The sequence below is a fragment of the Caldimonas sp. genome (genome assembly GCF_046289365.1).
Lineage (GTDB): Bacteria > Pseudomonadota > Gammaproteobacteria > Burkholderiales > Burkholderiaceae_C > Caldimonas.
The window spans coordinates 1-23,008 of the sequence record NZ_JBKBVU010000036.1 but is presented as its reverse complement, the minus strand read 5'-3'; the positions used below and the strand labels follow the sequence as shown (position 1 = coordinate 23,008).

26 protein-coding genes and 1 tRNA gene are annotated in these 23,008 nt (G+C 65.7%); 4 read left to right on the top strand and 23 right to left on the bottom strand.

All coding sequences use genetic code 11. The annotated features are described in order from the left end of the window. On the top strand, positions 1–269 hold a 269-nt coding region (locus tag ACK42S_RS05885; protein ID WP_409704455.1), incomplete at its 5' end, for an alpha/beta fold hydrolase. Continuing rightward, a complete protein-coding gene (locus ACK42S_RS05880; RefSeq protein ID WP_409704453.1) occupies positions 266–601 on the top strand; it encodes an Mpo1-like protein in 336 nt (111 codons plus the stop codon). The genes ACK42S_RS05885 and ACK42S_RS05880, both read left to right, overlap by 4 nt. Before the next feature lie 6 nt (positions 602–607). Here the strand turns inward: ACK42S_RS05880 and ACK42S_RS05875 are convergent, their stop codons facing one another. Beyond that, the gene (locus ACK42S_RS05875; protein ID WP_409704451.1) at positions 608–1,840 is read right to left on the bottom strand and encodes a YihY family inner membrane protein; all 1,233 of its coding nucleotides are present in this window, start codon (positions 1,838–1,840) and stop codon (positions 608–610) included. A gap of 19 nt (positions 1,841–1,859) precedes the next feature. Between ACK42S_RS05875 and ACK42S_RS05870 the strand changes: the two genes are divergently transcribed. Continuing rightward, complete coding sequence (locus ACK42S_RS05870) at positions 1,860–2,243, top strand: DUF2069 domain-containing protein (protein ID WP_409704449.1); 384 nt, start codon at positions 1,860–1,862, stop codon at positions 2,241–2,243. Positions 2,244–2,248: 5 nt separating this feature from the next. After that, positions 2,249–3,655 (top strand): FAD-binding oxidoreductase, encoded by a 1,407-nt coding sequence (locus tag ACK42S_RS05865; RefSeq protein WP_409704447.1) that lies wholly within the window; start codon positions 2,249–2,251, stop codon positions 3,653–3,655. A 21-nt stretch (positions 3,656–3,676) separates the two neighbouring features. Here the strand turns inward: ACK42S_RS05865 and ACK42S_RS05860 are convergent, their stop codons facing one another. The 22 genes from ACK42S_RS05860 to ACK42S_RS05755 form a co-directional block, all read right to left on the bottom strand. Continuing rightward, on the bottom strand, positions 3,677–4,111 hold the full coding sequence (locus tag ACK42S_RS05860) for a DUF1178 family protein (protein WP_409704445.1): 435 nt from the start codon (positions 4,109–4,111) through the stop codon (positions 3,677–3,679). Then, entirely contained in the window at positions 4,108–4,722 is a 615-nt protein-coding gene (locus ACK42S_RS05855) for an NUDIX domain-containing protein (RefSeq protein WP_409704443.1), read from the bottom strand. The genes ACK42S_RS05860 and ACK42S_RS05855 overlap by 4 nt, the downstream gene beginning before the upstream one ends. Positions 4,723–4,734: 12 nt before the next feature. Then, complete coding sequence (locus ACK42S_RS05850; protein ID WP_409704441.1) at positions 4,735–5,037, bottom strand: DUF2818 family protein; 303 nt, start codon at positions 5,035–5,037, stop codon at positions 4,735–4,737. A 19-nt stretch (positions 5,038–5,056) separates the two neighbouring features. Continuing rightward, entirely contained in the window at positions 5,057–6,559 is a 1,503-nt protein-coding gene (gene nuoN, locus ACK42S_RS05845; protein WP_409704439.1) for an NADH-quinone oxidoreductase subunit NuoN, read from the bottom strand. A gap of 7 nt (positions 6,560–6,566) precedes the next feature. Further along, positions 6,567–8,042, bottom strand: coding sequence for an NADH-quinone oxidoreductase subunit M (locus tag ACK42S_RS05840; protein ID WP_409704437.1), 1,476 nt, complete (start codon positions 8,040–8,042; stop codon positions 6,567–6,569). A gap of 16 nt (positions 8,043–8,058) precedes the next feature. Continuing rightward, positions 8,059–10,083, bottom strand: a complete 2,025-nt coding sequence (gene nuoL / locus ACK42S_RS05835) for an NADH-quinone oxidoreductase subunit L (RefSeq protein WP_409704435.1) — start codon at positions 10,081–10,083, stop codon at positions 8,059–8,061. Positions 10,084–10,104: 21 nt separating this feature from the next. Next, positions 10,105–10,413: an NADH-quinone oxidoreductase subunit NuoK gene (gene nuoK, locus ACK42S_RS05830; protein WP_409704433.1), complete on the bottom strand. Its 309-nt coding sequence runs from the start codon at positions 10,411–10,413 to the stop codon at positions 10,105–10,107. Beyond that, entirely contained in the window at positions 10,410–11,063 is a 654-nt protein-coding gene (locus tag ACK42S_RS05825; protein WP_409704431.1) for an NADH-quinone oxidoreductase subunit J, read from the bottom strand. The genes nuoK and ACK42S_RS05825 overlap by 4 nt, the downstream gene beginning before the upstream one ends. Positions 11,064–11,130: 67 nt before the next feature. Further along, positions 11,131–11,628: an NADH-quinone oxidoreductase subunit NuoI gene (gene nuoI, locus ACK42S_RS05820; RefSeq protein WP_409659513.1), complete on the bottom strand. Its 498-nt coding sequence runs from the start codon at positions 11,626–11,628 to the stop codon at positions 11,131–11,133. A 25-nt stretch (positions 11,629–11,653) separates the two neighbouring features. Beyond that, complete coding sequence (gene nuoH, locus ACK42S_RS05815; RefSeq protein ID WP_409704429.1) at positions 11,654–12,718, bottom strand: NADH-quinone oxidoreductase subunit NuoH; 1,065 nt, start codon at positions 12,716–12,718, stop codon at positions 11,654–11,656. A gap of 15 nt (positions 12,719–12,733) precedes the next feature. Further along, entirely contained in the window at positions 12,734–15,052 is a 2,319-nt protein-coding gene (gene nuoG / locus ACK42S_RS05810; RefSeq protein ID WP_409704427.1) for an NADH-quinone oxidoreductase subunit NuoG, read from the bottom strand. 12 nt (positions 15,053–15,064) lie between these two features. Then, complete coding sequence (nuoF, locus tag ACK42S_RS05805) at positions 15,065–16,411, bottom strand: NADH-quinone oxidoreductase subunit NuoF (protein WP_409704425.1); 1,347 nt, start codon at positions 16,409–16,411, stop codon at positions 15,065–15,067. Continuing rightward, positions 16,411–16,941: an NADH-quinone oxidoreductase subunit NuoE gene (nuoE, locus tag ACK42S_RS05800; RefSeq protein WP_409704423.1), complete on the bottom strand. Its 531-nt coding sequence runs from the start codon at positions 16,939–16,941 to the stop codon at positions 16,411–16,413. Before nuoE ends, nuoF begins: the two co-directional genes overlap by 1 nt. Next, complete coding sequence (locus ACK42S_RS05795; protein WP_409704421.1) at positions 16,938–18,191, bottom strand: NADH-quinone oxidoreductase subunit D; 1,254 nt, start codon at positions 18,189–18,191, stop codon at positions 16,938–16,940. Before ACK42S_RS05795 ends, nuoE begins: the two co-directional genes overlap by 4 nt. 13 nt (positions 18,192–18,204) lie before the next feature. Continuing rightward, positions 18,205–18,801, bottom strand: a complete 597-nt coding sequence (locus ACK42S_RS05790; RefSeq protein WP_409704419.1) for an NADH-quinone oxidoreductase subunit C — start codon at positions 18,799–18,801, stop codon at positions 18,205–18,207. 10 nt (positions 18,802–18,811) lie between these two features. Further along, the gene (locus ACK42S_RS05785) at positions 18,812–19,288 is read right to left on the bottom strand and encodes a NuoB/complex I 20 kDa subunit family protein (protein ID WP_104302711.1); all 477 of its coding nucleotides are present in this window, start codon (positions 19,286–19,288) and stop codon (positions 18,812–18,814) included. 15 nt (positions 19,289–19,303) lie between these two features. After that, positions 19,304–19,663 (bottom strand): NADH-quinone oxidoreductase subunit A, encoded by a 360-nt coding sequence (locus tag ACK42S_RS05780; RefSeq protein WP_409704417.1) that lies wholly within the window; start codon positions 19,661–19,663, stop codon positions 19,304–19,306. Positions 19,664–19,875: 212 nt separating this feature from the next. Beyond that, positions 19,876–19,960 (bottom strand) — tRNA-Leu (locus ACK42S_RS05775). Between the two features lie 250 nt (positions 19,961–20,210). Further along, positions 20,211–20,618 (bottom strand): preprotein translocase subunit SecG, encoded by a 408-nt coding sequence (secG, locus tag ACK42S_RS05770; RefSeq protein ID WP_409704415.1) that lies wholly within the window; start codon positions 20,616–20,618, stop codon positions 20,211–20,213. Positions 20,619–20,652: 34 nt separating this feature from the next. After that, positions 20,653–21,393: a triose-phosphate isomerase gene (gene tpiA, locus ACK42S_RS05765; RefSeq protein WP_409704413.1), complete on the bottom strand. Its 741-nt coding sequence runs from the start codon at positions 21,391–21,393 to the stop codon at positions 20,653–20,655. Positions 21,394–21,425: 32 nt separating this feature from the next. Continuing rightward, positions 21,426–22,436: an NAD(P)H-quinone oxidoreductase gene (locus tag ACK42S_RS05760; protein ID WP_409704411.1), complete on the bottom strand. Its 1,011-nt coding sequence runs from the start codon at positions 22,434–22,436 to the stop codon at positions 21,426–21,428. A 28-nt stretch (positions 22,437–22,464) separates the two neighbouring features. Beyond that, the coding region (locus ACK42S_RS05755; RefSeq protein WP_409704409.1) for a S1 RNA-binding domain-containing protein at positions 22,465–23,008 on the bottom strand (544 nt) is incomplete at its 5' end.

Sequence of the window (23,008 nt, the reverse complement as noted above, 5' to 3'; positions counted from 1 at the left end):
CCGGCGCCAACCTCTTTCACATCGACTTTTCCATCTGCGACCGCTATGCCGCCGGTCTGGAGGCGGCCCGGCGCGTGCAGTGCCCGGCCCTGCTGCTGCTCGGGGCCCAGGACCAGATGACCCCGCCTGCGGCGACGAAAGATCTGGCGGCCGCGCTGCGCGCGCGCGTCCAGACCCTGCGCGCCGGGCATTCCCTGATGACGGAAAACCCCGACGGGGTGTTGAATGCCCTCAGGAGCTTTCTCTCCTCGCCCGGGAGTCCGTCATGAACACCCCCTTGCAGGCACAAGGCGCCAACCCGCGCAGCTTCAAGAGCTTCGCCGAGTTCTACCCGTTCTACCTCAGCGAACACAGCAACCGCACCTGCCGCCGGCTGCACTTCGTCGGCTCCACGCTGGCGCTGATCTGCCTGGCGGCCCTGCTCGTCACCGGCCAGCCGCAGTACCTGCTCTACGGCCTGCTGGCCGGTTACGGCTTCGCCTGGATCGGCCACTTCGGCTTCGAGAAAAACAAGCCCGCCTCCTTCAAGCGCCCGCTCTATAGCTTCATGGGCGACTGGGTCATGTACAAGGACATCTGGACCGGCAAGATCAAGTTCTGACCGCACTCAGTCCAGCAGGTCCTTGAGCGTCATCCGGCCGAAACCGGCCTTGTCCCAGAAGCCGCGCAGGTCGGGAGCCGGATCGAGCAGCAGCTCGGCCATCAGGGGCTGCGCAAGGGTGTGTTCGGGCTCGGCCAGCAGCACATGGCGCGCGCCCCCCTCCTCGTCCAGCCGCCCCACCCAGTCCAGCGCACGCAGCTTGTCCAACACAGGCTCGATCTGCAGCGGGTCGGTGCGCAGCCGCTGTGACAGCGCTTCCAGGCTCAGCCCATGGACGGGCTGCCGCCGGCTGGCCTGCAGCTCGCGCATCACCAACAGCGCCAGATGGAAGCGATATCCCGGTGTGGCCGGGCGACGCACCACCTTCATCTGCAGGCTGGGCGCATAGGCTGCGATCACCGCCCCCAGCAGCACCACGACCCAGCCCAGGTAGAGCCAGACCAGGAAGATCGGCACCGTGGCAAAGGTGCCGTACAAGGCCGAATAGGTCGGCACGCTGCGCAAATACCACGCCAGCAGCGCCTTGGCCAGCTCGAAACCCGTGGCCACGAAGAAGCCGCCCGCCAAGGCATGAGACCAGCGCACGTGGGTGTTGGGCACGTAGCGGAACAGCCCCGCAAAGGCGCCCGCCATCAGCACGAACTCCAGCGCGTTGAAAATCGCTGACACCGGCGCAGGCAAAGACCCCACCAAGCCGCGCGACGCCGACAAGGCATAAGACGTGAGCGTCAGACTCACCCCGAGCAGTAGCGGCCCCAGCGTGGCGGCCGCCCAGTACACCAGCACACGCTGCGCGATAGGGCGCGGCTTGCGCACCCGCCAGATGGCGTTGAGCGTGCGATCGATCGTGAGCATCAGCGACAGGGCTGTCAGCACCAGCGCGATCAGGCCTGCCGTGCCCAGCCGGTTGGCGTTCGCGGCGAAGCGCGTGAGCGCACGCAACACCGGCCGCGCGATCGCCTCGGGCACCAGGCTTTTCACGAAATAAGCCTCCAGGGCCGCCTGGAAGCTGGCGAACATGGGAAAGGCCGTGAACACCGCCAGCGTCACGGTGAACAACGGCACCAGAGCGATCAGGGTGGTGAAGGTCAGGCTGCCGGCGGTCAGACCCAGGCGGTCCTCGCGGAAACGCTGGCCCAAGGTCCGCAGGGTCTCGCGCCAGGGCCAGTCCTGCAGCGTGCGGACCAGCACCGACAGCCGCTCGCGCGCCGACAGCGGCAGCTGCTTGGGAAGGTTCATGCCCGGTATCATGCCATCGATGGATCACCACACCCGCATCGACCTCACGCGCGCCCTGGCCGTGGGCAGCCTCATCGGTCTGATCATCCTGGGGCTGGCCTGGGAGCTCTGGCTGGCCCCGCTGCGCCCGGGCGGCTCCTGGCTGGTGCTCAAAGTGCTGCCGCTGTTCATCCCGTTGGCCGGCCTGCTCAAGCGCCGTATGTACACCTACCGCTGGGTGAGCCTGCTGGTGTGGATCTACTTCACCGAAGGTGTGGTGCGCGCCGCCTCCGACCGCGGCTTCAGCGCCGTGCTGGCCGCGATCGAGGTGGGGCTGTGCCTGCTGCTGTTCACCGCCTGCGCCCTGCATGTGCGCTGGCGCCTGCGCCATGCGCGCACCGCCACCCCCACGCCATCTCCCTGAATCCCATGAGTCTGCTCGACGACCTGCGCACGGCAGTCGGTGCCTCCCAGGTGCTCACCGACGGCGACCTCTCCGCCTACGAAATCGACTGGCGCCGCCGCTACCGGGGCAAGGCCCTGGCGGTGGTGCGCCCCGCCAACACGGCCGAAGTCGCCGCGGTGGTGCGGGCCTGCGCCCGCCATGGCGTGAGCCTGGTGCCCCAGGGCGGCAACACCGGCCTGGTGGGAGCCTCGGTGCCCGACGACAGCGGCCGCCAGGTGCTGCTGAGCACCCAGCGGATGCAACGCATCCGCGAGATCGACACCGCCAACCTCACGATGACGGTCGAGGCCGGCTGCGTGCTGCAAGCCGTGCAGGAAGCCGCCGCCGCCCAGGGCCTCCTGTTCCCCCTGAGCCTGGCCGCCGAGGGCAGTTGCACCATCGGCGGCAACCTGGCCACCAATGCCGGCGGCACCCAGGTGCTGCGCTACGGCAACGCCCGTGAGCTCTGTCTGGGCCTGGAGGTGGTGACGGCCGACGGCGAGATCTGGGACGGCCTGAGCGGCCTGCGCAAGGACAACACCGGCTACGACCTGCGCGACCTCTACATCGGCAGTGAAGGCACCCTCGGCCTCATCACCGCCGCCACGCTGCGCCTATATCCGCGCCCGGCCGCCCGCATGACCGCATTGGCCGCCCTGCCCTCGATGGACGCCGCCGTTGGGCTGCTGCAGCGCGCCCAGGCCCGCCTGGGCGCCAGCCTCACCGGCTTCGAGGTGATGAACCAGTTCTCGCTCGAGCTCGTGCGCCGGCACTTCCCGCAGCAGCCCCAGCCGCTGCCCCCCTCTGCCTGGACCGTGCTGATGGAGGCCTCCGATCACGAGTCCGAGGCCCATGCCCGCGCTCTGTTCGAAAGCCTGCTCGAACAGGCCTACGAGGATGGCCTCATCACCGACGCCGCCGTGGCCGAGAGCCTGGAGCAGTCCCGGGCGTTGTGGCATCTGCGCGAATCCATCCCGCTGGCCCAGGCGGAGGAAGGCCTGAACATCAAGCACGACATCTCGCTGCCGGTCTCGCGCATTCCGGCCTTCGTGGCCTTCACCGACGCCGCCCTGGCGGCCCACCTGCCCGGTGTGCGCCTGGTCGATTTCGGTCATCTGGGCGATGGCAACCTTCACTACAACGTGCAGGCACCGACCGGCGTGTCGGGGGGGGAGTTCCTGGCGGCCCACGAAAAGACCGTCAATCGCATCGTCTACGACGCGGTGACGGCGCATGGCGGTTCCATCTCGGCCGAGCACGGCGTGGGCCTGCTCAAGCGCGAGGAACTGGCGGCACGCAAGTCGCCGGTCGCGCTGGGCCTGATGCGCGCGATCAAGCGGGCTCTCGACCCTCAGGGCCTGTTCAATCCGGGCCGGCTGCTGGCCCCCTGAGCACGGGGGCGGCCGGGTGCCCTACTGCACCGGCCCCTTCAGGCCGGCCGGCAGCGGCAGGGTCAGCACCTCGATGCCCTCGTCCCGCAGCGCCTGGGCATCTTCCCGCGTGGTCTGGCCGCGGATGCCACGCGAGGGCACCTCGCCGTAGTGGATGCGCCGGGCCTCCTCGGCGAAGCGATCGCCGACATCCTCGGTGTGTTCAAGCACATGCCGTACCGCCCGCATCCAGAGCTGCTCCGGCGTCGGCGTCGCTTCGGCCTGCGCCGGCCCCTCGGGCCGGGTCGCGGCGCCGAGATTCAGGCGCGGTGCGCTGGGCAGCTTCTCGACCGTGGCATGGCCGCACAGCGGGCAGCTCACCAGGCCCCGCGCAAGCTGGGACTGAAAGTCCTCCTCCGAGCCGAACCAGCCTTCGAAGCCGTGGCCCTGGGCGCAGCGCAGATCGAACACCTTCATGGCAGGGATGATGCCTGATATGTATCGTCCGTGGGGCGCCAGTCCGGACACCAGCGCCCGGCCTGCCAGCGCTGCCACCACAGCAGGCCGATCAGGGTCTTGGCGTCGGTGACCTCTCCGCTGCGCACCCAGGCGTCGAGTTCCTGGGGCGCAGCCGCGAAGACCTCGACGAACTCCCCCTCGTCCAGGCTCGCGGCCCCAGGGGTCAGTCCGCGGGCGAACCAAACCTCGATGCCTTCGGTGGAATAGGCGATCGCGTTGTGCAGCACCCCCGCTCGGGCCCATTGCCGGGCGACGTAGCCGGTCTCCTCGCGCAGTTCGCGCATGGCACATCGCAGACCCGATTCGCCCGGGTCGAGCTTGCCGGCCGGGAACTCGATCATCACCCGGCCGAGCGGGTAGCGGAACTGGCGTTCCAGCACGAAGCGGCCGTCATCCAGCAGGGGCACCACCATCACGGCCCCGGGATGCACGATGTACTCGCGCTGAGCGAGCCGGCCGTCGGGCAGGCGCACACGGTCCCGACGCACCTTCAGGAAATCGCCTTCGTAGGCGACGCGGCCTTCCACGCAGGCCTCGTGCAGGGAACGCTCGTCTTCGTGCCGGTTCATGACCGCCTCCAGTCAGGAGCGATGACGCCGCAGGTAGCGCCAGACGAAGCCCGGGAAGGCCAGCGTCGCGAACAAGCAGGCGGCCACCACATAGAACTCCCAGCCCTGCGGATGGCGCTGGCCCAGGCGGGCCTCCAGACCCATGCCCAGGGCGAGCACCAGGCCGAACAGCAGCAGCCATTCCAGCAGCCGCCAACCCAGCCCCTTTGGATGCTTCGGCGGCCCGATGAAAAGGACACGCTCGCTGAGAAACGGCAGGTTGGCAGCGACGGCCGCCACGATCAGGATCACCCAGATCGACGCCGACTGATCCATCGGTCCGGTCCGGCCCCGCTCAGACCGAGAAGGCCCGCACGATCGCCTGGGCGCACATGGCCATCAGCCCCCCGGGCAGGATGCCCAGCACCAGCACCGCCAGGCCGTTGACCGACAGCACAGCACGGGCCTCGGGGCTGGCCTGGATCGGCGCACGGTCCTCGGCCTCGTCGAAGTACATCACCTTGACAACACGCAGGTAGTAGTAGGCCCCCACCAGCGACAGCAGCACCGCGAACACCGCCAGACCGATGTACAGGTCCACATTCGTCGAGACCAGCGCCTGCAAAACGGCCAGCTTGGCATAAAAGCCCACCGTGGGCGGGATGCCCGCCAACGAGAACATGAAGATGGCCATCACCGCGGCATACCAGGGGCTGCGCTGGTTCAAGCCCTTCAGGTCTTTGATTTCCTCAGCCTCGAAACCTTCGCGCGACAGCAGCAGGATCAGGCCGAAGCTACCCAGGGTCGTGATGACATAGGTGACCACGTAGAACATCGCCGAGCTGTAGGCATTGGCGGCCGACAGGGTGTTGCCGTTGACCACCCCGCAGGCCAGGCCCAGCAGCATGAAACCCATCTGCGCGATGGTGGAATAGGCGAGCATGCGCTTGAGATTGCTCTGCGCGATGGCTGCGAGGTTGCCCACCAGCAAGGACACCACCGACAACACGATCAGCATCTGCTGCCAGTCCACGGCCAGGGCGAGCATGCCGTCGATGAGCAGGCGCACCGTGATGCCGAAGGCGGCCAACTTCGGCGCTCCGGCGATCAGCAGCGTTGCCGCCGTGGGTGCTCCCTGGTAGACATCGGGCACCCACATGTGGAAAGGCGCCGCGCCGAGCTTGAAGGCCAGCCCCGCCACCACGAAAACCACGCCAAAGACCAGCACTTGGCGGTTGAACTGCCCGGCGGCAATCGCCTTGAAGACTTCGTCGATGTCCAGCGACCCGGTGGCACCGTACATCATTGACAGGCCGTACAGCAGGAAACCGCTGGCCAGCGCACCGAGCACGAAGTACTTCATGGCCGCCTCGGTGGCCACGAGATCGTCGCGACGCAAGGCCACCAAGGCATACAGCGACAGCGACATGAGTTCCAGGCCCAGGTAAATCACCAGGAAGTTGTTCCCGGAGATCATCACCATGATGCCCAGCAGCGCCAGCAGGCTGAGCGTGAAGAGTTCTCCCCCACGCAGCATGTCGCGCTTGGCGCTGTACAGATGACCGTAGATCAGCGTCACGAAGACCGACAGCGTCGCAAAGAACTTCAGCAGGTTGCCCAGCGGGTCGTTGACGACCATGCCCTGCATCGCATAGACCGTCTGCCCTTCCAGGTAGTAGCCCAGGAAGTAGGCCATCTGCATCGCACCCACCACGGCCAGGGTGGCCAGCGTGAGGCCATACGTCAGACGGCGCAACGGGTGCGTCACGAACAGGTCAATCACAAGAATGGTGCTGGCCAGCACCAGCAGCGTGATCTCGGGGTAGATGGCGATCCAGTTCATCGTGTTCATTGTCATCGCCCCGTCAGTTCAGCTTGGACACGGCGACATGCTTGAGCAGATCCACCACCGAGTGGTGCATCACGTCGGTGAAGGGCTTTGGGTACACGCCCATCCAAAGCACCGCCAGGGCCAGCAGCGCCAGCATGAAGAACTCGCGCTTGTTCAGGTCTTGCAAGCCGCGCACGTTGTCGTTCGCGACGTCGCCGAAGTACACGCGCTTTACCATCCACAGCGTGTAGGCCGCCCCGAAGATCAGCGTCGTGGCCGCCAGCAAACCGATCCAGAAGTTCACCTTCACGGCGCCCAGAATCACCATCCACTCCCCCACGAAGCCGGCCGTACCCGGCAGGCCGCAGTTGGCCATCGCGAACAGCACCGCGAAGGCCGCAAACTTGGGCATGGTGTTCACCACGCCGCCATAGGCCGCGATCTCGCGCGAATGCACACGGTCATAGAGCACACCGATGCACAGGAACATCGCGCCGGAGACGAAGCCGTGCGCAATCATTTGCACGATGGCCCCCGAAACCGCCAGCTCGTTGAACAAGAAGAAGCCCAGGGTCACGAAGCCCATGTGCGCGATCGAGGAATAGGCCACCAGCTTCTTCATGTCCTGCTGCACCAGAGCCACCAGACCGATGTAGAGCACGGCGATCAACGACAAGCTGATGATGAGCCAGTCCAGCTCACGGGCCGCATCAGGCACGATGGGCAGGGAAAAGCGCAGGAAACCGTAGGCACCGAGCTTGAGCATGATCGCCGCCAGCACCACCGAGCCGCCGGTGGGAGCCTCCACGTGGGCATCGGGCAGCCAGGTGTGCACCGGCCACATCGGCACCTTCACCGCAAAGGCCAGGAAGAAGGCCCCGAACAGCAGCAATTGCACATCCAGCGGCAGCGGGAGCTGATGCCAGCTCAGGATGTCGAAGCTGCCGCCCGACTTGAAATACAGATAGGCCAGGGCCACCAGCATCAGCAGCGAGCCCAGCAGCGTGTAGAGAAAGAACTTGAATGCGGCGTAGACCCTGCGCGGCCCGCCCCAGATGCCGATGATGATGTACATCGGGATCAGCGTGGCCTCGAAGAAGACGTAGAACAGCAGACCGTCCAGCGCCGAGAACACCCCCACCATCAGGCCGGAGAGGATGAGGAAGGCCCCCATGTACTGGTTCACGCGCTCGGTGATCACCTCCCAGGCGGAGATCACCACCACGACGGTGATGAAGGCCGTCAACAGCACGAACCACACGGAAAGCCCATCCACGCCCAGGTGGTAATGGACATTGAAGCGCTCGATCCAGGGCACATGCTCGACGAACTGCATCGCCGAGGTGCTGGTGTCGAAGCCGGTGACCAGGGGGACCGTGATGAAGAAGCTCAGCACGGCACCGGCAAGGGCGATCCAGCGCACCGCATTGGCATGCTCATCGCGCCCCAAGGTCAGCAAGATGACGCCAAAGAGAATGGGCGTCCAGATGGCGAGGCTCAGCAGACTCATGTTCGGGCAACCTCGCTCAGCGGACCAGGAAGGACTGCAGGTGGGGCCACAACTGCCAGGTGATCAGCGCGAACACGCCGACGATCATCACCAGGGCGTAGTGGTAGATATAGCCCGACTGCACCAGACGCACCACGGAGGCCGTCCAACCAACCACTTTGGCCGAGCCGTTGACGATCAGGCCGTCGATCAGGCCCACGTCGCCCCCCTTCCAGAGGCCGCGGCCCAGCAGCCGGGCACCCGCGGCAAAGACCTTCTCGTTGATCCAATCCATGTAGTACTTGTTCTCCATGATGCGCACCAGCCAGCCCAGGCGAGCGTGCAGCGCCGCCGGGATCTCGGGCTTGACCAGGTAGAAGACGTAGGCTGTGGCCACCCCCGCCAGCGCCAGCCAGAACGGCAAGGTCTGCAAACCGTGCAGGGCCATCGCAGCAGCGCCGTGGAAGCCCTCGGCCAGCACCTTCATGGCCGGGTGAGCCTCGGTGTTCACGACGATGGCGTCCTTGAGGAAGTCTCCGAAGAGCATCGGGCCGATGGTCATGAAGCCGATCACGACCGAAGGCACGGCCAGCAGCAGCAGCGGCGCTGTGACCACCCAGGGTGACTCGTGCGGCTCGTGGTGGCCGTGCTCGTCGTCGTGGTGACCATGATCATCAGGCGACGGATGGGGTTTGTCGTGGAAGCGCTCCTTGCCATGGAAGACCAGGAAGTACATCCGGAAGGAGTAGAAGGCCGTGATGAACACGCCGGCGACCACGGCGAAGCTGGCAAAACCCGCCCCGGGCAGGGTGCTCGCCTGCACCGCCAGGATGATGCTGTCCTTGGAGTAAAAGCCCGAGAACAGCGGCGTGCCGATCAGCGCCAGCGACCCCAGCAGCGAGGTGATCCAGGTGATGGGCATGTACTTGCGCAGTCCACCCATGTTGCGGATGTCCTGATCGTGGTGCATGCCGATGATCACCGAGCCGGCGGCAAGGAACAGCAGCGCCTTGAAGAAGGCATGGGTCATCAGGTGGAACACGGCCACCGAATAGGCCGACGCTCCCAGCGCCACCGTCATGTAGCCGAGCTGCGACAGCGTGGAATAGGCCACCACGCGCTTGATGTCGTTCTGGATGATGCCCAGCAAACCCATGAAGAGTGCCGTGATGGCCCCGATCACCAGCACGAAGTTCAGCGCGGTGTCCGACAGCTCGAACAGTGGTGACATGCGTGCCACCATGAAGATGCCGGCCGTCACCATCGTGGCCGCGTGGATGAGCGCCGAAATCGGTGTGGGGCCCTCCATCGAGTCCGGCAGCCACACGTGCAGCGGAAACTGTGCCGACTTGCCCATCGCACCGATGAACAGGCAGATGCAGATCACCGTGATCAGCATCCACTCGGTCCCCGGGAAGCTCAGGCGGGCGAGTTCACCGGCCTTGCCAAAGGTCTCGGTGTAGTTGAGCGTGCCGGCAAATGCCACGATCAGACCGATGCCGAGGATGAAGCCGAAATCGCCCACCCGGTTGACCAGGAAGGCTTTCAGATTGGCAAAGATGGCCGTGGGCTTCTTGTACCAGAAGCCGATCAACAGGTAGGACACCAGGCCCACCGCCTCCCAGCCGAAGAAGAGCTGGAGGAAGTTGTTGCTCATCACGAGCATCAACATCGAGAAGGTGAACAGCGAGATGTACGCGAAGAAGCGCTGGTAGCCCGGGTCTTCTTCCATGTAGCCAATGGTGTAGATGTGCACCATCAGCGACACGAAGGTCACCACGCACATCATCATCGCCGACAGGCCGTCGATGAGGAAACCCACCTCCATCTTCAGCTCGCCCAGCACCAGCCATTCGTAGACAGTGGCATTGAAGCGTGCCCCGTCCACCGCCACGGCCTTCAGCACCATGGCCGAGAGGATGAAGGAGATCAGCACACCGAGGATGGTGAAGAAGTGGGCGCCGCGGCGGCCGACGTAGCGGCCGAACAACCCCGCGATGATGGCCCCGGCCAGCGGCGCCAGGGGCACCGCGACCAGCATGTTCTGTGAGAGTTGCGACATCTTGTGGTGTCCTGTGCTGCGTCAACCCTTGAGGGCGTCGAGTTCGTCCACGTTGATGGTCGAGCGGTTGCGGAACAGCACGACCAGGATGGCCAGGCCGATGGCCGACTCGGCCGCGGCCACCGTCAGGATGAAGAAGACGAACACCTGGCCGGCCGGGTCGCCCAGATAGTGCGAGAAGGCCACGAAGTTCAGGTTGACGGCCAGCAGCATCAGTTCGATGGCCATCAGCAGAACGATCAGGTTGCGCCGGTTCATGAAGATGCCGACCACCGACATCGCGAACAGGATGCCTCCCAAGGTGAGGTAGTGTCCCAGGGTGATGCTCATGCCTTGCCTCCGGTGGTGGGCTGCTCACCGCCCGAGGCGGCCGCCACCGGCCTGTCGACGACCGGTTCGATATTGAGCACACGCAGCCGCTGCGCCTTGGTCACGCGAATCTGGTCGGCCGGGTTCACGTAGCGGGAATCCTTGCGCCGGCGCAGCGTCAGGGCGATCGCCGCCACGATGGCCACCAGCAACAGCACTGCCGCCACCTGCAGCGGGTAGATGTAGTGGGTGTACATCTCGATCCCCAGCAGCTTGGTGTTGCCCATCTGGATCTGCTCGGGTGTCGGCTGCGGCGCCTGGCCCGGGCTGAAGCCGGTCATCAGCACCAGGGCCATCTCCAGCGCGATGAGCACGCCGATCAGGCCGGCGACCGGGAAGTGCCTCCAGAAGTTCTGGCGCAAGGCGTCGACGTTGATGTCGAGCATCATCACGACGAACAGGAACAGCACCATCACGGCACCGACGTAGACGAGCACCAGCGCAATGGCCAGGAACTCGGCCTGCAACAGCATCCACACGCCGGCAGCGTTGAAGAAGGCCAGCACGAGGTACAGCGCGGCATGCACCGTGCTGCGCGCCGTGATGACGCGGAAGGACGCGAACAGCAGCACTGCTGAGAACACGTAAAAGAGCGCGCTTAGGGTATCCATGTCTTTGTTCTCGGTTGGCGGGTCGCCCGGCTCCCCCTCGGAGCCGGCAGGGACCGGCAGGCGGGCACTACCGGTACTTCGCGTCCGCCTCCTTGTTGGCCGCGATTTCCTTCTCGTAGCGGTCCCCCACGGCCAGCAGCATGTCCTTGGTGAAGTACAGGTCGCCGCGCTTCTCGCCGTGGTACTCGAAGATGTGGGTTTCGACGATGGAGTCGACCGGGCAGCTTTCCTCGCAGAAGCCGCAGAAGATGCACTTGGTCAGGTCGATGTCGTAGCGGGTCGTGCGGCGCGAACCGTCCTCACGCACCTCGGACTCGATCGTGATCGCCATTGCAGGGCATACCGCCTCGCACAGCTTGCAGGCGATGCAGCGCTCCTCTCCGTTGTCGTAACGGCGCAGTGCGTGCAGGCCCCGGAAACGCGGGGACAAGGGGGTCTTCTCCTCCGGGAACTGCACGGTGATGTGCGGCGAGAGGAAATGACGGCCCGTCAGTGCCAGACCCTTGATCAGCTCCGTGAGCATGAAGCTGTTGATGAACCCCTTGAGGGAAGCTACAGCAGACATCGTGGGACCTCGTCAGACTTCCGGTTCAGTGCCAGATGTTCCAGGGCGATTGGATCCACAGACCCACCACCACCAGCCACACCAACGTCACGGGAATGAAAACCTTCCAGCCCAGACGCATGATCTGGTCGTAGCGGAACCGCGGGAAGGTCGCGCGCACCCACAGGAAAATGGTGACCAATACGAAGGTCTTCAGGCCCAACCAGACCCAACCAGGAATCCAGTTGAACAGTGCGCTGTCCACCGGCGGCAGCCAGCCGCCGAAGAACATCAGCGCGGCCAAGGCCGACACCAGGATCATGTTGGCGTACTCGGCCAGGAAAAACATCGCGAACGACATGCCCGAGTACTCGATCATGTGGCCGGCGACGATTTCCGATTCGCCTTCGACCACGTCGAAGGGGTGACGGTTGGTCTCAGCCAGTCCGGAGATGAAATAGACGACGCAGATGGGCAGCAGCGGCAGCCAGTTCCAGGACAGGAAGTTCAGCCCCAGATCGGCAAAATAGCCCTTGTCCTGGCTGACCACGATGTCGGTCATGTTCAGGCTGCCAGCGACCATCAGCACCACGACGAAGGCGAAGCCCATCGCGATCTCGTACGACACCATCTGCGCCGACGCGCGCATGGCGCCGAGGAAGGCGTACTTCGAGTTCGAAGCCCAGCCGGCAATGATGACGCCGTAGACCTCCAGCGAGGTGATTGCCATCAGGAACAGCAGGCCGGCGTTGATGTTGGCCAGCGCCACCTCAGGACCGAAGGGAATCACCGCCCAGGCGGCCAGCGCCGGCATGATGGTCATGACCGGGGCCAGGTAGTACAAACCTTTGTTGGCGGCCGTGGGCGTGATGATCTCTTTGAAGATCAGCTTCACCGCATCCGCGATCGGCTGCAGCAGTCCACCTGGGCCGACGCGGTTGGGCCCGGGGCGCACCTGCGTCCAGCCGATGGCCTTGCGCTCCCACAAGGTGAGGTAGGCCACGCAGATCATCAGCGGCAGGACCAACGCCACGATCTTGACCAGGTTCCAGACCACGGGCCAGGCGCCGCCGAGCTGGGCCTGGCCGAATTGGGTGAGGGTCTCAAGCATCTGCAGCTTCCTCGATCACGCCTTGCTCAATTCCACGGCCGCGAACATCGGGCCCAGCTCGGCGGTGTCGGCATGGCCTGCGGCCACACGCACCACGTTGGCCGCCAGGCCGGCATCACAACGCACCGGCAGCGTGGCCACGCCGCCACCCACTTGCACACGCACACGGTCGCCCTCTTTCAGACCCAGGTGCACCCAGGTGGCCTGCCCCACGCTAACCACCGGGGGCTGAGCCTCGCGAGTGAGCTGCAGCGATGCAGCCCGGCGCACCAGCATGTCGCTGCTGTAGATGGGCACGTCGGCGATGCGCTCCAGGCCGGTCGAGACCGGCGCCGGGTGGGCAGAAACCTGCACCTCATTGCTCAGCCGTGCCGCCAGCGCCGTCACGTCACCCAGCGCCTGGGCACGCACCTCCTCGGCCGTCTCGAAGCCGAAACCAGGCAGATCCAGCATCGTGCCCAGCACACGCAGCACCTTCCAGGCCGGGCGGGTCTCGCCCAGCGGCTTGACCACACCATAGAAACTCTGTGCACGCCCTTCAGCATTCACGAAAGTGCCGGCCGTCTCGGTGAAGGGGGCGATGGGCAGCATCACGTCCGCATGGGCCTGCACGGCCGACTTGAACGGGGTGAGCGCCACCACCATCTCGGCGCCGTGCAGGGCGCGGGCCGCACGCAGCGGGTCGGCAAGGTCGAGCGAGGGTTCGACATGCAGCAGCACGTAAGCCTTGAGAGGCTGGGCGAGCATGCCGGCCACGTCCAGACCACCCGGCCCGGGCAGAGCCCCGACGAGCTGAGCGCCCACGCTGTTGGCGGCCTCGCTCAGCACACCGGACGTGCCGCCCGTGTGGGCGGCAATCCAGTTCGCCAGCGCCAGCAGTTGCGACGCCTGGGGATGCTGCACCGCGGCGTTGCCCAGCAGCACGGCCTTGCGTTCACCCGAGAGCAGCGAGCGGCCGATGGCCGCGGCAGCCTCGTCGACCGTAGCGTCCATCGGGGCCGGGACACCCCGCTCGGCGGCGACCGCCGCGGCCACCGCTGCCAGGGCCTGCACCCAGGCCGACGGCGCGGCCGTCATGCCCTGGGCCATGGGCATCAGCCAATCATCGTGCAGCGCATGCAGACTGTGGATGCGCGCTCCGCGCCGGGCCGCCTGACGCAGACGCTGGGCCAGCAGCGGATGATCCTTGCGCAGGAAGGAGCCGACGACAAGCGCCGCCTCCAGGTTCGACAGGGAGGCGATGGACCGCCCCAGCCAGCGCGCTTGGCCCGCAGGCGGCGCGGTGAAGTCGGCGTGCCGCAGTCGATGGTCGACGTTCTCGCTGCCCAGTCTTCGCATGAACTGGCCCAGCAGATACAGCTCCTCGGCTGTGGCATGTGCACTGCCCAGCGCACCGATGGCCTGAGCGCCATGCTGGTGGCGGACCTGCTTCAGTCCGTTGGCCACGTACTCGAGCGCGGTGGACCAGTCGACCTCGCGCCACTGGCCGCCCTGCTTGATCATCGGGACGGTCAAGCGGTCCTCGACGTTCAGGGCCTCGTAGGAGAAACGGTCACGGTCGGCGATCCAGCATTCGTTGACCTCCTCGTTCTCGAGGGGCACGACACGCATCACCTTGTTATTCTTGACTTGCACGATCAGGTTCGCACCGGTCGAATCGTGCGGGCTGACGCTCTTGCGGCGCGACAGCTCCCAGGTTCGTGCCTTGTAGCGGAAAGGCTTGCTGGTCAGTGCTCCCACCGGGCAGATGTCGATCATGTTGCCCGACAGCTCGGAATCGACCGTCTGGCCCACGAAGGTGGTGATTTCGGAGTGTTCGCCGCGGTGGAGCATGCCCAGCTCCATGACACCGGCGATCTCCTGCCCGAAGCGCACGCAACGGGTGCAGTGGATGCAGCGGCTCATCTCCTCCATGGAGATCAGCGGACCGACCTCCTTGTGGAAGACCACGCGCTTTTCCTCCTGGTAGCGCGACGACGAGCCCCCGTAGCCGACGGCCAGGTCCTGGAGCTGGCATTCGCCCCCCTGGTCGCAGATCGGGCAGTCCAGCGGATGGTTGATGAGCAGGAACTCCATCACCGACTGCTGGGCCTTGATCGCCTTGTCGCTCTTGGTGCGCACGATCATGCCCTGCGTCACCGGCGTGGCGCAGGCCGGCATGGGCTTGGGCGCCTTCTCGACATCGACCAGGCACATGCGGCAGTTGGCCGCGATCGACAGCTTCTTGTGATAGCAGAAGTGCGGAATGTAGGTACCGGCCTTCTCGGCCGCATGCATCACCATGCTGCCTTCGGGCACCTCGACCTTGCGGCCGTCCAGTTCGATTTCAACCATATGCTGCAAGCCTCAAACGTAGGCCGGGACCTGGCAGGTCTTGTGTTCGACGTGGTAGGCGAACTCGTCGCGGAAATGCTTGATCATCGCCCGCACCGGCATCGCCGCTGCATCGCCCAGCGCGCAGATGGTGCGGCCCTGGATGTTGTCGGCCACCGAGTTCAGCAGATCGAGATCTTCAGGCCGGCCCTTGCCATGCTCGATGCGGTCGACCACGCGCCACAGCCAGCCGGTGCCCTCGCGACAGGGTGTGCACTGCCCGCAGGACTCATGCATGTAGAAGTAGGACAGGCGCAGCAGCGACTTGACCATGCAGCGCGTGTCATCCATCACGATGACCGCACCGGAACCCAGCATCGAGCCGGCCTTGGCGATGGAGTCGTAATCCATCGTGCAGTCCATCATGATGGAGGCCGGCAGCACCGGCGCCGACGAACCGCCGGGGATCACCGCCTTGAGTCGGCGGCCCTTGTGCACGCCGCCGGCCAGCTCGAGCAGCGTGGCAAAGGGTGTGCCCATCGGGATCTCGTAGTTGCCCGGACGCTCGACATCGCCCACCACCGAGAAGATCTTGGTGCCGCCGTTGTTGGGCTTGCCCACCTGCAAGTAGGCGTCACCGCCGTGACGGATGATCCAGGGCACCGCAGCGAAGGTCTCGGTGTTGTTGATCGTGGTGGGCTTGCCATACAGGCCGTAGCTCGCCGGGAACGGCGGCTTGAAGCGCGGTTGGCCCTTCTTGCCCTCCAGCGACTCCAGCAGCGCGGTTTCCTCGCCGCAGATGTAGGCCCCGAAACCGTGATGGGCATGCAACTGGAAAGAAAAGTCGCTGCCGAGGATGTGATGGCCTAGGTAGCCGGCAGCACGTGCTTCCTCGAGGGCCTGCTCGAAACGCTCGTAGACCTCGAAGATTTCGCCGTGGATGTAGTTGTAGCCCACGCTGATGCCCATCGCGTAGGCGGCGATCGCCATGCCCTCGATCACGATGTGCGGGTTGTAGCGCAGGATGTCGCGGTCCTTGCAGGTGCCCGGCTCGCCCTCGTCGGAATTGCACACGAGGTACTTCTGGCCAGGGAACTGGCGGGGCATGAAGCTCCACTTCAGACCCGTGGGGAAGCCGGCACCGCCACGGCCGCGCAGGGCCGACGCCTTCACCTCGGCAATCACCTGGTCGGGCGTCATGCCCGCGCCGCCATCCAGACCCAGCACCTTGCGCAAGGCCTGATAGCCTCCACGGGCCTCGTAGTCCTTCAGGCGCCAGTTGCTGCCGTCCAGGCCGGCATAGATCTGGGGACTGATGTGGCGGCCGTGGAAGCAGGTTTCGCGGCCAGTGGCCTGGAACTTGGACAGGTCGAGGGCCATCACTTCACCCCCTGCTTGGCGGCAGACTCGAGTTCGACCAGCAGCGCATCGAGTCGCTCATTGCTCATGAAACTGCACATCTGGCGGTCGTTGACCAGCATCACCGGCGCATCGGCACAGGCGCCCAGGCACTCGCATTCCTGCAAGGTGATCAGCCCGTCGGGCGTGGTGCCGCCGATCTCGATGCCCAGGCGACTGGCGAGGTGCTCGGCAGCGGCCAGCCCGCCACGCAACTGGCACGGCAGGTTGGTGCAGACGTTGAGCTTGAACCTGCCCACCGGCCGCTGGTTGTACATGTTGTAGAAAGTGGTGACCTCGCGCACTGCCACCGCGGGCATGCCCAGATACTGGGCCACGCCCAGTTCGGCTTCGGCCGACACCCACCCCTGCTCCTGCTGCACGATGGCCAGGCAGGCCATCACGGCCGACTGCTTCTGCTCGGACGGGTACTTCGCCACCTCGCGGGCGAAACGCTCCAGCGTGGCCGGTGCGAACTGCATCGGCTGGACCTGCTTGGCTTGGGCGCTCATCGGTCAATCTCTCCGAACACGATGTCCATGGTGCCGATCACGGCCACGGCATCGGCGATCATGTGGCCACGCGACATCTCGTCCATCGCGGCCAAGTGGGCAAAGCCCGGGGCACGGATCTTCAGGCGGTAGGGTTTGTTGGCACCGTCGCTGACGATGTAGATACCGAACTCGCCCTTGGGGTGCTCGACGGCGGCATAAGCCTCGCCTTCGGGCACATGGAAGCCTTCGGTGAAGAGCTTGAAGTGATGGATCAGCTCCTCCATGCTGGACTTCATCTCCACGCGAGACGGCGGCGCGACCTTGTGGTTGTCGGTGATGACCGGGCCCGGGTTCTTGCGCAGCCATTGCACGCACTGCTGGATGATGCGGTTGGACTGTCGCATCTCCTCGACGCGCACCAGGTAGCGGTCGTAGCAGTCGCCGTTGGTGCCCACCGGCACGTCGAACACCATGCGGTCATAGACGTCGTAGGGCTGCATCTTGCGCAGGTCCCAGGCGATACCCGAGCCGCGCAGCATCGGTCCGGTGAAACCGAGGTTGAGGGCACGCTCCGGGCTGACCACGCCGATGCCCACGGTGCGCTGCTTCCAGATGCGGTTGTCCGTCAGCAGCGTCTCGTACTCGTCCACATGCTTCGGGAAGCGACGGGTGAAGTCCTCGATGAAATCGAGCAAGGAGCCCTGCCGGTTCTCGTTGAGCTTGGCGATCGCCTTGGCATTGCGGATCTTGGAGGGCTTGTACTGCGGCATGCTGTCGGGCAGGTCGCGGTAGACACCGCCCGGACGGAAATAGGCCGCGTGCATGCGCGCCCCCGAGACCGCCTCGTACATGTCGAAAAGGTCTTCCCGCTCGCGGAAGCAGTAGATGAGCATGTTCATCGCACCGCAGTCCAGCCCATGGGCACCGAGCCACAGCAGGTGGTTCAGCAGCCGGGTGATCTCGGCGAACATGACCCGGATGTACTGCGCACGCTCGGGCACTTCAATGCCCAGCAGCTTCTCGATGGCCAGGCAGTAGGCGTGCTCGTTGCACATCATGGACACGTAGTCGAGACGGTCCATGTAGGGCAGCGACTGGATGTAGGTCTTGCTCTCGGCCAGCTTCTCGGTGGCACGGTGCAACAGGCCGATGTGAGGATCGGCGCGCTGGATGACCTCGCCGTCAAGTTCCAGCACAAGGCGCAGCACACCGTGGGCGGCCGGGTGCTGCGGGCCGAAGTTGAGCGTGTAGTTCTTGATGTCAGCCATGGTTGCCTCGGGCTCAGTGCAGGCCGCCGTAGCGCTCTTCGCGGATTACGCGCGGCGTGATCTCGCGCGGCTCGATCGTCACCGGCTGGTAGATGACGCGTCGCTGCTCGGGGTCGTAGCGCATCTCCACATGACCCGTGGTCGGGAAGTCCTTGCGGAACGGATGTCCAATGAAGCCATAGTCGGTGAGGATGCGCCGCAGGTCCAGGTGACCCTCGAAGACGATGCCGAAAAGGTCGAAGGCTTCGCGCTCGAACCAATTGGCGGCATTCCAGATCTCGTTGACCGAGGCCACCATCGGCAGGTCGTCATCGGGGCAGAAGGTGCGCACACGCAAGCGCCAGTTGTGCGCGACCGACAGCAGGTGGCACACCACCGCGAAACGCGGCCCGTCATGACGGCCGTCGCCATAGGTGCTGTAGTCCACCCCACACAGGTCGATGAGCTGCTCGAAACGCAAGGCCTCGTCGTCGCGCAGACGGCGGCATACATCGAGGTAATCGGCCGCCGCCACCACCAGGGTGAGCTCGCCGCGATCGCGCTGGAGCGAACGGATCTGGCCGCCCAGACGGGCCTCGATCGCGCTTTGCAGGGTGTCGAGTCGGGTCATGAGCGTCTCTTCAGCGGGCGATGGTGTTTTCTCGGCGGATCTTGGACTGCAGCTGCAAGATGCCGTACAGCAGCGCCTCGGCCGTGGGCGGACAGCCGGGCACATACACATCGACCGGCACGATGCGGTCGCAGCCGCGCACGACCGAATAGCTGTAGTGGTAATAGCCGCCGCCGTTGGCACACGAACCCATGCTGATCACCCAGCGCGGCTCGGCCATCTGGTCATAGACCTTGCGCAGGGCCGGGGCCATCTTGTTGCACAGCGTGCCTGCCACGATCATCAGATCGGACTGGCGCGGGCTGGGGCGAAAGAGCATGCCGAAGCGGTCGATGTCGTAGCGCGATGCGCCGGCGTGCATCATCTCCACGGCACAGCACGCCAGCCCGAAGGTCATGGGCCACAGCGACCCGGTCTTGGACCAGTTGATCAGCTTGTCAGCCGTCGTGGTGATGAAACCTTCCTTGAGAACGCCTTCGATACTCATGACTGCACTCCTTGGTCATTCCCAATCCAGGGCGCCCTTCTTCCACTCATAGACGAAGCCCACCACGAGGATGGCCAGGAAGACCATCATGGCCCAGAAGCCCACCGGCCCGATCTCGCGCAAGGCCACGGCCCAGGGGAAGAGGAAGGCGATTTCCAGGTCGAACAGGATGAAGAGGATGGCCACGAGGTAGTAGCGCACGTCGAACTTCATGCGCGCGTCCTCGAAGGCCTCGAAGCCGCATTCGTAGGGGGAGTTCTTCTCGGGGTCGGGCCGTCGCGGGCCGAGGACGAATCCGAGCACCTGGGGCGCCACGCCCACCGCGACGCCGACCAGAATGAACAAAAGGACAGGAAGGTACTGGTCGAGGATCATAGGCGTTGCGTCGCTTGGCTCATCGTTTCGTGGGTCCTGGCTGCGCCATGTCTGCGTCGTCCGGCCTTGCCGCAAGCGGCAAAAATAAGGCGCGCTGTCCTCAGCGGCAAACCGCTGCTTCAGCACGCCCGATTTCCCTGCGCCTGCCGCCGCCGGCCGGTGTCAGGGTCGACGGAGCACCGGATGAGGACTCCGCCGAAGATGCATTGAGATGGTGCCGACGGCGAGACTCGAACTCGCACAGCTTTCGCCACTACCCCCTCAAGATAGCGTGTCTACCAATTCCACCACGTCGGCCCGGAACACTCTCGCGGGCCAGGCCCGCGACATGCACCAATCGTTCAGTTGGGTCTCGTGAGCCGCCCGTGAATTCTGAGGGGAGCTGCTCACTGCACAGACATAAATTCTAACCCGAAACCCAGGGTTTTCTCCAAGCGCCGCCACCGACTTTTGAGACCGGTTGGAATCTGGCGCAAGCTGCGCACCGCGAGCTATGCGACCCGCGGGCGCGTGACCGGACCCGCAGGCCCGGTTGGTGAGCTCCGCCTCAGTGGCCGGAGGCCGGGATCTGGGCCGCACCGGCCGCCGCAGGCGCCGAGGCCGGCTGGCCGGCAGCCGGCGCAGACTGTGCGTCGGGCGCGCCGGGGATCTGTGCAGCCCCCGGGGCTGCGGGCTGGTCGAGCACGCTCGCACCGGGCGCGGCCGCGCCACGGGTGTCGGGGGTGGAGAGATAGGCCAGCGCCAACGTGCAGGCAAAGAAGACGGTGGCGCACACCGCGGTGGTGCGCGACAGGAAGTTGGCGCTGCCGGTGGCTCCGAACAGGCTGCCCGAGGCCCCGCTGCCGAAGGAGGCGCCCATGTCGGCCCCCTTGCCATGCTGGATCAGCACCAGACCGATCATGGCGAGCGCGGCCAGCAACTGCACCACGAGGATCAGGGTCATCATGAACTGCATCAGTGTTCTCCGGTGGTTCGAGGAGCCGCACGCCTCACAGGGCGGCGCGGCAAATAGCGATGAAGTCGGCAGCCTTCAGTGAGGCCCCGCCGATGAGCCCGCCGTCGATGTCGGGCTGCTGGAACAAGGCGGCGGCATTGTCGGGTTTGACGCTGCCGCCGTAGAGGATGCGCATCCCGTCGGCATGCGGTGTGGCTGCCTTGAGCTGAGCGCGCAGCAGGGCGTGCACGGCTTGGGCCTGCTCGGGGGTGGCGGTCTTGCCGGTGCCGATGGCCCACACCGGCTCGTAGGCCACCACGATCTGCGGTGTGCAGTGACCCAGCGTGTGGATCACGGCCGAGAGCTGGCGCTTGACGACCGACTCGGTATGCCCGGCCTCGCGCTCGGACAGCGTCTCGCCCACGCACACGACGGGGATGAGGCCCTTGCCGACCGCCATCTTCGCCTTGTCGGCCACGAGCTGGTCGGTCTCTCCGTGTAGGCTGCGGCGCTCGGAATGCCCGACGATCACGTAGCGGCAGCCCAGGTCAGCGAGCATCGCGGCCGACACCTCGCCGGTGTAGGCTCCCTGCTCGTGTGCCGAGCAGTCCTGAGCGCCCAGCGCGATATGGCTGCCTTGCAGGGCCAGCACGCAGGCGGCCAGGTAGGGATACGGCGGACACACGGCCGTGTCGCACACGAAGGGTTCGGCCGCGCGCAAGCCGGCCAGCAGTTCGGCGTTGGACGCCAGGCTGCCGTGCATCTTCCAGTTGCCGATGACGAGTTTGCGTCGCATGGACGGAGCACTCCGCGCAAAAACTGTAAATTTTAAGGAGACGTCCGCGCTGCAGGCTGCCACACGAGGGCCAGCTTGCCGATGTGCTGGTTGGACTCCATGAGCGCATGCGCCTGGGCGGCCTCATCCGGCCCGAAGGTGCGGAAGACGACCGGCACGATGCGCCGCGAGGCCAGCAACGGCCACACGCGCTCGCGCAGTTCCCGAGCGATCTGGGCCTTGAAGGCCACGGGACGGGGACGCAGTGTCGAGCCCGTCACCGTGAGGCGGCGGCGCATCAGCGCGCCGAGGTCGAGCTCGGCTTTGGCCCCGCGTTGCAAGGCGATGATGACCAGGCGGCCGTCATCGGCCAGGCAGCCGATCTCGCGCGGCAGGTAGTCGCCAGCCACCATGTCGAGGATGACATCCGCCCCATGGCCGCCGGTGAGCTCGCGCGTGCGCTCGGCAAAGTCCTCGCGGCGGTAGTTGATCGCATGGTCGGCCCCGAGCCTGCGGCAGGCCTCGCACTTCTCGTCGGAGCCGGCGGTGGCGATGACGGTCGCCCCGAAGGCCTTGGCGAGCTGGATGGCTGTCACGCCGATGCCGCTGGTGCCCCCTTGCACGAGCAGGGTCTCGCCAGGCTGCAGGCGGCCGCGCTGAAAGACGTTGGACCACACGGTGAAGAAGGTCTCGGGCAGCCCCGAGGCCTCGACGTCGGACCAGCCGGGGGGCACCGGCAGGCACTGGGCCACCGGGGCGACGCACAGCTCGGCATAGCCGCCGCCTTGCACCAGGGCGCAAACCCGGTCACCCAGACGCAAGCCGGCTTCGGACAGGGCCTGCGCATCGCCGGCCACGATCTCGCCGGCCACCTCCAGGCCCGGGATGTCCGAGGCGCCTGCCGGTACAGGGTACAGGCCCTTGCGCTGCAGCACGTCGGGGCGGTTGACCCCCGAGGCGCCGACGCGGATCAGCACCTCCCCCGGCCCGGCCACCGGGTCGGGGCGCTCGGCCAGGCGCAGCACCTCGGGTGCCCCGTATTCGACGATTTCGACCGCTTTCATGGCGTGGCGATGGGCCGTGCGACCCGGCTCACTGCTGTTGCTGCTGCTGTTGCTGTTCCTGGGCCTCGCGTTCGCCGGCGGGAACCCGCTCGGCCAGGGCCTTCATCGACAGCTTCACGCGGCCCTTGTCGTCGGTCTCGAGCACCTTGACGCGCACGATCTGGCCTTCCTGCAGGTAGTCGCTGACCTTGTTGACGCGCTCGTGGGCGATCTGGCTGATGTGCAGCAGACCGTCCTTGCCGGGCAGCAGGTTGACCAGGGCACCGAACTCCAGCAGCTTGGTCACGGGGCCTTCGTAGATCTTGCCCACCTCGACCTCGGCGGTGATCTCCTCGATGCGACGTCGAGCCTCTTCGGCGCGCGCACCGTCGGTGGAGGCGATGGTGATGGTGCCATCCTCGGCGATGTCGATCTGGGTGCCGGTCTCCTCAGTCAGCGCGCGGATGGTGGCGCCGCCCTTGCCGATCACGTCGCGGATCTTCTCCGGGTTGATCTTCATCGTGTAAAGGCGCGGGGCGAATTGGGAGACCTCGGTCTTGGCACCACCGACAGCCTCGACCATCTTGCCCAGG